Source organism: Rhizobacter sp. P2_D12, assembly GCF_056404395.1.
On sequence record NZ_JBFUEB010000166.1, the window covers coordinates 1 to 9,254 of the forward strand.

7 protein-coding genes and 1 pseudogene are annotated in these 9,254 nt (G+C 69.6%); 4 read left to right on the forward strand and 4 right to left on the reverse strand.

Features of this window, described 5'->3' with window-relative positions; genetic code table 11:
• Together AC1DYN_RS30230 and AC1DYN_RS30235 are read right to left on the reverse strand one after the other, a co-directional pair.
• On the reverse strand, positions 1-2,338 hold a 2,338-nt coding region (locus AC1DYN_RS30230; RefSeq protein ID WP_477966097.1), incomplete at its 3' end, for an efflux RND transporter permease subunit.
• Between the two features lie 33 nt (positions 2,339-2,371).
• Positions 2,372-3,550: an efflux RND transporter periplasmic adaptor subunit gene (locus AC1DYN_RS30235; protein WP_477966099.1), complete on the reverse strand. Its 1,179-nt coding sequence runs from the start codon at positions 3,548-3,550 to the stop codon at positions 2,372-2,374.
• Positions 3,551-3,709: 159 nt separating this feature from the next.
• On the opposite strand from AC1DYN_RS30235, the gene AC1DYN_RS30240 reads away from it, so the two are divergent.
• The 4 genes from AC1DYN_RS30240 to AC1DYN_RS30255 all read left to right on the forward strand — a co-directional run bounded on the left by AC1DYN_RS30240 (position 3,710) and on the right by AC1DYN_RS30255 (position 7,594).
• The gene (locus AC1DYN_RS30240) at positions 3,710-4,705 is read left to right on the forward strand and encodes a LysR family transcriptional regulator (RefSeq protein ID WP_477966101.1); all 996 of its coding nucleotides are present in this window, start codon (positions 3,710-3,712) and stop codon (positions 4,703-4,705) included.
• A gap of 85 nt (positions 4,706-4,790) precedes the next feature.
• Positions 4,791-5,657, forward strand: coding sequence for an alpha/beta hydrolase (locus tag AC1DYN_RS30245; protein ID WP_477966103.1), 867 nt, complete (start codon positions 4,791-4,793; stop codon positions 5,655-5,657).
• Positions 5,658-5,699: 42 nt separating this feature from the next.
• Entirely contained in the window at positions 5,700-6,920 is a 1,221-nt protein-coding gene (locus AC1DYN_RS30250) for a pseudouridine synthase (protein ID WP_477966105.1), read from the forward strand.
• The gene (locus AC1DYN_RS30255) at positions 6,887-7,594 is read left to right on the forward strand and encodes a 4'-phosphopantetheinyl transferase family protein (RefSeq protein WP_477966107.1); all 708 of its coding nucleotides are present in this window, start codon (positions 6,887-6,889) and stop codon (positions 7,592-7,594) included. Before AC1DYN_RS30250 ends, AC1DYN_RS30255 begins: the two co-directional genes overlap by 34 nt.
• A gap of 3 nt (positions 7,595-7,597) precedes the next feature.
• Here the strand turns inward: AC1DYN_RS30255 and alkB are convergent, their stop codons facing one another.
• Both alkB and AC1DYN_RS30265 read right to left on the reverse strand, forming a co-directional pair.
• Positions 7,598-8,257 carry a DNA oxidative demethylase AlkB gene (gene alkB, locus AC1DYN_RS30260; protein ID WP_477966109.1) on the reverse strand — a complete coding sequence of 220 codons (660 nt, stop codon included), beginning with the start codon at positions 8,255-8,257 and terminating at the stop codon, positions 7,598-7,600.
• Positions 8,258-8,267: 10 nt separating this feature from the next.
• Positions 8,268-9,254 (reverse strand): annotated as a pseudogene (locus AC1DYN_RS30265) (hypothetical protein); the annotation flags it as partial.

The following is a 9,254-nucleotide window of genomic DNA, read 5'->3' on the forward strand; positions in this document are numbered from 1 at the left end:
CCTGGTAGGTGCGGCCGAACTTGTTGAAGTCGTTGATGTAGAGCGAACCGAGGTTGATCTGCATCGTGTCGAAGATCTCCGACAGCGGCACGCCCAGCTGCTTGGCCTTGGTGCGGTCGACGTCGGCCTTCAGCTGCGGCACGTTGATCTGGTAGCCCGAGAACACGCCCGCCAGCTGCGGCGTCTGCCAGGCCTTCATCTGCAGGGCCTGCACCGCCTGGTACAGCGCGTCGGGGCCCAGGTTGGCGCGGTCTTCGACGTACAGCTTGAAGCCGCCGATCGTGCCCAGCCCGTTCACCGGAGGCGGCGGGAACACCATGATGAAGGCGTCCTGGATCGCGCCCAGGCGCTTGTTGACCTCGGCCGCGATCGCGCCGCTGGACAGGTTGGCGCCCTTGCGCTTGTCGAAGTCGTCGAGCGTGTAGAACACGATGCCCGAGTTGGGCGCGTTCATGAAGCCGTGGATCGACAGGCCCGGGAAGGCCACCGAGTTCTTCACGCCCGGCACCGATTGCGCGATCTCCGACATGCGGCGGATCACGTTCTCGGTGCGGTCCAGCGAAGCCGCATCCGGCAGCTGCGCGAAGCCCACCAGGTACTGCTTGTCCTGCGCCGGAACGAAGCCCGACGGCACGGCGCGGAACATGAACACCGCGCCGACGATCAGCAGCACATAGACGACCAGCGTCGCGCCCTTGTGCGCCAGCACGCGCTTGACACCGCCGGTGTAGCTGCGCGACGAGCGGTCGAAGAAGCGGTTGAAGACGCGGAAGAAGCCGCCGAAGGCCCAGTCCATGCCACGCGTGAGCCGATCCTTCGGCGCGTCATGCGGCTTGAGCAGCACGGCGGCCAGTGCCGGCGAGAGCGTCAGCGAGTTGAAGGCCGAGATCACGGTGGAGATCGCGATCGTCAGGGCGAACTGGCGGTAGAACTGGCCGGTCAGGCCCGACACGAAGGCGATCGGCACGAACACCGCGCACAGCACCAGCGCGATCGCGATGATCGGGCCGGACACTTCCTTCATGGCCTGCACGGTGGCGTCGCGCGGGTTGAGGCCGCGCGCGATGTTGCGCTCGACGTTCTCGACCACCACGATCGCATCGTCCACCACGATGCCGATGGCCAGCACCAGGCCGAACAGCGACAGCGTGTTGATCGAGAAGCCGAAGCCCAGCAGCACCGCCATCGTGCCGATCACCGACACCGGCACGGCCAGCAGCGGGATCAGCGAGGCACGCCAGGTCTGCAGGAACACGATCACCACCAGCACCACCAGCGCGACGGCTTCGAGCAGCGTGTGGATCACCGCCTCGATCGAGTCGCGCACGAACTGCGTCGGGTCATAGACGATGGCGTATTCGAGGTCCTGCGGGAAGTCCTTCTTCAGCTCTTCCATCAGCGCGCGCACGTCGGTCGAGATCTGCAGCGCGTTCGACTGCGGCGCCTCGAACAGGCCGAGCGCGACCGCCGGCTTGTTGTTCAGCAGCGAGCGCAGCGAGTAGGTGGACGCGCCCAGCTCGAGGCGAGCCACGTCGCGCAAGCGGATCACGCCACCGCTGGCGGCGGCGCTGCCCGTCTTGATGATGATGTCGCCGAACTCCTGCTCGGTGCTCAGCCGGCCCTGGGTGTTGACCGACAGCTGGAACGGCGCATCCTTGGCGGGCGAGGCGCCCACCACGCCGGCGGCCACCTGCACGTTCTGCTCGCGGATCGCGGCCACCACGTCGGGCGCGGTCAGGCCGCGCGCGGCGATCTTCTGCGGGTCGAGCCAGACGCGCATCGAGTAGTCGCCGGCTCCGAACACCTGCACCTGGCCCATGCCCGCGACGCGGGCGAGGCGGTCCTTGATGTTGAGCACCGCGTAGTTGCGCAGGTACACCTCGTCATAGCGCGAGTTCGGCGAGAGCAGGTGCACCACCATCGTGATGTTGGGCGAGCTCTTGACCGTGGTCACGCCGATCTGGCGCACTTCTTCCGGCAGGCGCGCGAGGGCGCGCTGCACGCGGTTCTGCACCTGCGTCTCGGCCTGCTCGACGTTGGTGCCGACCTTGAAGGTGACCGTCAGGTTCATGCCGCCGTCGCCGGTGGCCTGCGAGGCCATGTACAGCATGTTCTCGGTGCCGTTGATGGCCTCTTCGAGCGGGGCTGCGACGGTCTGCGCGATCACGGTCGGGTTGGCACCCGGGAAGCGCGTGCTGACGACGACCGACGGCGGCACGACCTCGGGGTATTCCGAGATCGGCAGCCGGAAGATCGCGATCAACCCGGCAAGGAACAGCAGGATGGACAGCACGGCCGCGAAGATCGGCCTGTCCACGAAGAATTTTGAGAATCGCATGGGGTGTCTCGGTCTGTCTTTCTGTCGAACCGGTTATTGGCGGGCCGGAGCGCTGGCGGCCGCATCGGCGGACATCGCGACGACTTCCGGCGCGACCGGCGAACCGGGGCGCACGCGTTGCAGGCCATTGACGACGATGCGTTCGCCCGGCTTCAGGCCGGAACGCGCGACGCGCAGGCCGTCGACCAGCGGACCCAGTTGCACGACGCGGTACTCGGCCTTGTTCTCGGCGTTGACGACGTAGACGTACTTGCGGTTCTGGTCGGTGCCGATCGCGGCGTCGTTGATCAGCAGCGCGGCCGGGGCGCCGACGTCGGCACCGACCTGCACGCGCGCGAACAGGCCGGGGATCAGCAGGCCGTCCTTGTTCTCCAGCACCGCGCGCATGCGCACCGTGCCCGAGGCCGGGTCGACGCGGTTGTCGATGAAGTCGAGGCGGCCTTCGTGCGGGAAGCCGGTCTCGTTGGTCAGCCCGGTGCGCACCTTGACGCCCTTGCCGCCTTCGCGGGCAGCGCCGCCGATGCTCAGGAAGGTGGACTCGTCGCCGTCGAAGCTCACGTAGACCGGGCTGATCGAGACCAGCGAGGTCAGCACGACGCTGCTGTCGATCAGGTTGCCGACGGTCACCTCGGCCTTGCCGATGCGGCCGGCGAACGGCGCACGCACCGTGGTGTAGTCGAGGTTCAGCCGGGCCACCGCGAGCGCGGCCTGGTCGGCCTGCGCACCGGCTTCGAGCTGGCGGGCGCTGGCCGCGCGTTCATCGAAATCGCGCTGGGCGATCGCGTTGTCGGCCATCAGGCGCTTGGAGCGCTCGAGCTCGGTGCGGCCGAGTTCGGCCTTGGCCTTCGAACTGGCGACCGCGGCCTCCAGCTTGGCCACCTCGGCCTGGTAGCTGCGCGGATCGATCACGAACAGCACGTCGCCCTTCTTGACCAGCGCGCCCGGCTTGAACTGCACCGAGTCGATGGTGCCGGGGACGCGGGCGCGGATCTGCGCCGATTCGACCGCCTCGATGCGGCCGGAGAAATCCTGCTGCTCGACCACGTTGCGCGACACGACGGCCGCCACGCTGACCGGCGGGGCCGGCGGCGGGCCACCGGCGGGCGCCGCCTGCGCYTCGCCGCGCGAGCAGCCGGCCAGGGACAACAGGGCCGCCGAAACCAGCGTGAGCGCCAGGGTCGACAGCATCAGGGGGGTGGGTCGCAGATTCATGGTTTTTCCTGGACAAACGAGAGACGGATCGCATCTCCCCAATGGAATAGGTCACAGTCACCGGGAATACCCGGTGCTGCGTTGCACCATCGAATGTATTGGTCTGCGAATCAGTTATAAAGTAGCGTTTCGCGGAATGACTGTTCAGGATTCAAGACAATGGACACCATCAAAGCCATGCAAGCTTTCGTCGGCGTGGTCAACACCGGCGGATTCACGAGCGCAGCCGAGCTGCTGAACATGCCCAAGGCCACGCTGTCGGCCAGCGTGGCCGAGCTGGAAGGCCACCTGAAGGTGCGGCTGCTGCACCGCACGACACGCAAGGTGTCGGTGACGGCGGACGGCGCGGCCTATTACGAGCGCTGCGTGCGCATCCTGGAAGACCTGCGCGACGCCGAGGAGTCGTTCTCGTCCAGCGCCGCGTCGCCGCGCGGCAAGCTGCGGGTGGACGTGAGCACCGCGGTGGCGAGCCGGCTGCTGATCCCGCTGCTGCCGTCGTTCTTCGAGCGCTACCCCGACATCGAGCTCGAGCTGGGCTGCAGCGACCGGCCGCTGAACCTGCTGAGCGAGGGCATCGACTGCGCACTGCGCGTGGGCGAGGTGCAGGACCCGTCGGTGGTGGTGCGGCGCGTCGGCACGATGAACCTGGTGACCTGCGCGACCACCGGCTACCTGGCGCGCCGCGGCCGGCCGCAGCACCCGCTGGACCTGAAGAAGCACACCTGCCTGAACTATTTCTCGCTGCGCACGGGCCAGGTGTTCGACTGGGAATTCGTGCGCAACGGCGAGCGCATCCTGCTGCCGGTGGACAGCCCGCTGACGCTGAACGATTCCAACGCCTACGTCGACGCCTGCCTGGCCGGGCTGGGCGTCGGGCGGTTGCCGACCTACATGTTCCGCCAGTACCCGAGCTGCGGCGTGCTGGAACTGCTGATGTGCGACTGGCTGTCGGACGAGATCCCGTTCCACGTGGTGTACCCGTCGAACCGCCACCTGTCGTCCAAGGTGCGGGTATTCGTCGACTGGGTGGCCGAGATCCTGGAGCACCACACCGGCATGAAGATGTGCAACGAAGCCAAGGCGGCGCGCGAGCGCAGCGGGCTGAAGATGGCGCCGAACAAGACGGTGCAGCTGCTCGAGGCGCAGCCGCACTGAGCACTCCGAGCACTCCTGCCCACTCGAACGCGGGGAGCCTGAGCCGGGGATTCAAGCGCAGGGCGCTTCGGCCGAAGATCAGGGCATGCAACTCCCGTATGCCCTCACCCGTGCCGCCTGGCCCGCCGCCGCACTGACCGCTTTTGCCGCGGTCGCCGGCGAGCGGCTGATCGACACCCAGCAGCGCAAGTGGATCTTCCGGCCGCAAAAGCAGAACCGTTGGTCGCAAGCGCGCGCGCTGCGCCGGCTGAGCGACATGCAGGAGGTCTGGATCGGCTTCGAATCGAAGGTGAGCGGGATTCCCGCGCGCCTGCACGGGCTGTGGCTGCCGCACCCGGATGCGCAGGCGCCGCTGCTGCTGTACCTGCACGGCGCCCAGCATGAGGTGACCAGCAGCGCCGACCGGCTGCGCCGGCTGCAACGCATGGGGTTCTCGGTGCTGGCGGTCGACTACCGTGGTTTCGGCAAGAGCGGCAGCGAACTGCCGTCCGAGGCCAGCGCCTATGAAGACGCCCACGCCGCCTGGCAATGGCTCGCGGCACAGCAGCCGGGGCGCGCGCGCTACATCTTCGGCCATTCGCTGGGTGGCGCGATCGCGATCCACCTGGCGGCCGAGGTCGACGATGCGGCGGGGCTGATCATCGAGAGCAGCTTCACCTCGATGTCCGACGTGGTCGCGAGCTTCAGCCAGGGCTGGTCGGCGGTGCGCCGCTTCATCACGCAGCGCTTCGACGCGGCGCAGAAGATCCGCACGGTGCGCGCCCCGGTGCTGGTGGTGCATGGCGACCGCGACCTGCTGATCCCGCATGCGCTGGGTCGGGCGCTGTACGACGCCGCGGTGTCGAGCAAGCGCTTCGTGCTGGTGCCGGGGGGGTCGCACCACGACACGCACGCGGTCGGCGAAGGGCCGCTGCGGCAGGCCTTGTTCGAGCTGTTCGGGCTGCCGGCCTAGGCTTCACATGTTCCAATCGGGGATTCCCGATCTGGAACTGCCATGGCCACGCTGAAACTGAAGAAGACCGCGGGCAACTCCGCCCCGGACAAGCCGGCGCGCGCACCCGTGCGGGGCGCCGGGGCCGGTGTGCAGAAGCGGCCGACGCTGGCCCAAGCCCAGGCTGACCGCGCCGAGCGCGAGGCGCGCTACCAGGAACAGCTGCGCCAGCGTTTCGGCGACCAGGCACCGCCGGAGTTCGCCCGCCGCGGCGAGCCCTCGCCTCGGCCCGCACCGAAGTTCACGCCAAAACCGGCATCAAAGGCCCCGCCGCAGGCCGAGGGCCGCCCGCGCCGCGATCCGTTGCCGCCGGCCCGCCGTGCGCAGCCCGCTGGCCCGGCCCCGTCCCGCAACGGCCCGAACACCGCCTTCGGGCGCCCGGCCGGCAACACGGCCTTCGGCAACCGCCCTGCCCCGTCGCGTCGCAACGAACGCTTCGAACGCGAGGACGACGACGAGCCATTCGTCCACCCCGAGCAGCCGGGCAGCCTGCGCCTGTCCAAGCGCATGAGCGAGCTGGGCATCGCGTCGCGCCGCGAGGCCGACGAGTGGATCCCCAAGGGCTGGGTGCGCGTGGACGACCGCGTCGTCAAGGAACTCGGCTCGCGCGTGATGCCCGGCCAGCGCATCACCGTCGACGCGCAGGCGCGCCACCAGCAGGCGCAGCGCGTCACGGTGTTGATCAACAAGCCGGTCGGCTACGTCAGCGGCCAGGCGGAAGACGGCTACGAGCCGGCCTACGTGCTGGTGACGCCGCAGAACCAGTGGCACGACGACAACTCCGGCATCCGCTTCCTGCACACCCACCTGCGCAGCCTGGCACCGGCCGGGCGGCTCGACATCGACTCGGTCGGCCTGCTGGTGCTGACGCAGGACGGCCGCGTCGCCAAGCAGCTGATCGGCGAGAACAGCGAGGTCGAGAAGGAGTACCTGGTGCGGGTGCAGCTGAAGGCCGGCGGCCGGTTGCCCGACGGCGACCTGGCGCTGCTGCGCCACGGCCTCGAGCTCGACGGCGAGCCGCTGCGCGAGGCGCAGGTGGAGTGGGTCAACGACGACCAGCTGCGCTTCGTGCTGCGCGAAGGCAAGAAGCGCCAGATCCGCCGCATGTGCGAGGCGGTCGGGCTGGAGGTGCTGGGCCTGAAGCGCGTGCGCATCGGCCGCGTGATGCTGGGCGACCTGCCGGCCGGCCAGTGGCGCTACCTGCGGCCGGACGAGGCGTTCTGAGCACCTGGGCGTACACCGAGCTGCCAGCACCGCTCGGGCTGCGGGTGTGGTGGCTGCGGCTGGACGAGATGCCGGGCGCCGCGGCGCTGGCCACGCTGTCGGCCGACGAGCACGCACGCGGCGCGCGCTTCGCATTCGAAGGCCTGCGGCGGCGTCACCTGGCCTCGCACGTCGCGCTGCGGGCGATCCTGGCGCAGCAGACCGGCCTCGCGCCGGGCGCGCTGGTGTTCGGCGAGGGGCCGTTCGGCAAGCCCTTCCTGCAGGCGCCGGCGAACTGCGTCTTCAACATGAGCCACAGCGACGACGTCGCGGTGATCGCGGTCGCTCCGGACGCACCGGCCGGCACCGGGATCGGCATCGACGTCGAGGTGCTGCGCCCGATGCGCGACGCCGTCGCGCTGGCGGAGCGCAACTTCACCGAGGCGGAGCAGCACGAGCTGCTGGCCGCCCCGGCCGAGCAGCGCGACCTGGTCTTCATGCGAGGCTGGACGCGCAAGGAGGCGTGCCTGAAGGCGATCGGCAGCGGCTTGTCGATCCCACCGGAGAAGGCCGATGCCGGGCTGCAGGTCACGCCACGCGAACTCGTCGTCGAGCATGGCGGCGCCTGCCACCGGCTGCGCGTCGCGTCGCTGCCGGAGCACCTCGGCACGGCCATCGCCGTCGCCAGCACCTGAAGCTCACGCAGCGCGGGCCTTGCGGAACGTCAGGTTGATCCGGCACCGCCCCGTGGCCGCATGCTCGCCATCGCCCAGCGGCGCGACCCCGTGGAACGCCAGCCGCGAGGCCCCGCCCCACACCGCCACGTCGCCATGCACCAGCCGCAGCCGCTTCACCGGTGCCTGCCTTTCCAGCCCACCGAACAGGAACACCGCCGGCAGCCCGAGCGACACCGAGACGATCGGCGCCCTCAGGTCGTGCTCGTCGCGGTCCTGGTGCAGCGACAGCCGCGCACCCGGCTGGTAGAAGTTCACCAGGCAGGCGTCCGGCGCGAAGCCGTCGAAGCCGGCCGACGCGGCGGCGTGCCGCGCCAGCTCGCGGAACGAGCCCGGCATCGCGGGCCACGGCATGYCGGCCAGCGGATCCACCGCGTCGTAGCGGTAGCCGCGCCGGTCCGACATCCAGCCGAGTTCGCCGCAGTTGGTCATCGCCACCGACATGCGCTGCCCGCCCGGCGTCACCAGGTGCCGCCACGGCGACGCGGCGAGCACCGGCTGCAGGTCGGCCAGCAGCGTCGGCGCCACCGCGAACGCGAGTCGCCGCAGCACCACGGCGCCGTCGGCGATCGTCTCCAGCGACGGCGGCCCGTCGTCGATCGCGTCGAACAGGTCGCCGGTCATTGCAGCGAGGTCACGGCGCCTTCTGGAAGCCGGCGTCCGGCATGAACCAGCTGTCGCTGACCGGCTTGACCTCCAGCGTCTTCACTTCGTAGTTGTAGACCAGCAGCGGCCCGCCGGCCCCGGCCGCCTTGTCGCCGCCACCGCCCATCAACCCGCCCAGCAGGCTGCCGACGCTCGGTGCCGTGGTGTTGCCGCGCGCGGCCGACGCGTCGTCGCCGCAGGCATTGCCCTCGGCCGTCCACGACAGTGTCATCGCCATCGGGTAGCCGCGCACCTTCTTCAGCTCGTTGCCCCAGGCCGCCGTGGTCTTGGCGTTCGCGCCGCCCATGTTGCGCATCAGTGCGCCCAGCGAGCCCATCACCTCCTTCGGCAGGTACTTGYCGAACGGATGCTCGGCCGTCGACAGCGCCGCCGCGTGGCGCGCCTGGAAGGCCTGCGTGAGCGCCTGTACCTCCTTCACCGTGCCGACCTCGGGCGTGGTCCACAGGTCGAGCAGAACGCGGTTGCTGTTGCGCCGGCCCTGCGGGTCTTCCAGCTCCATCACCCAGTTGATCTGGATGCGCTCGCTGTTCAGCGTGCCGATCGCCTTGCGCTCGCCGGTCGGCGTGACCTTCAGCTCGTTCTTCTTCAACGCCAGCGGGCACGACGGCTCCGAAGGCTTCGACGGCTGCTCGGGCTGCTTCGGCTTGTCGGGCTGCGGCGGCTGCGGCCGCGCACAACCGGCCAGCGGACATTCGGTGTACGTCTTCTTCGCGAGGTTCTGCGTCCACACCAGCTTCCTGTCGAGCCGGGTGATGTCGGACGAGCGCGTGTCGCCGGCGAAGCTGCGCAGCAAGCGGTTGTCGAAGGCGAGCACGGCGTCGTTGCGGCGCATGTCGGCGCGCGTCTCGCTGAGCTGCTGGCCGCGCATCACCGGCATCACCGCACCGTCGATCGAATAGCTGCTGCCCAGCACCGCGGTGCGTGCCGCCGGGGCGGCGGACGGCACCTCGGGCAG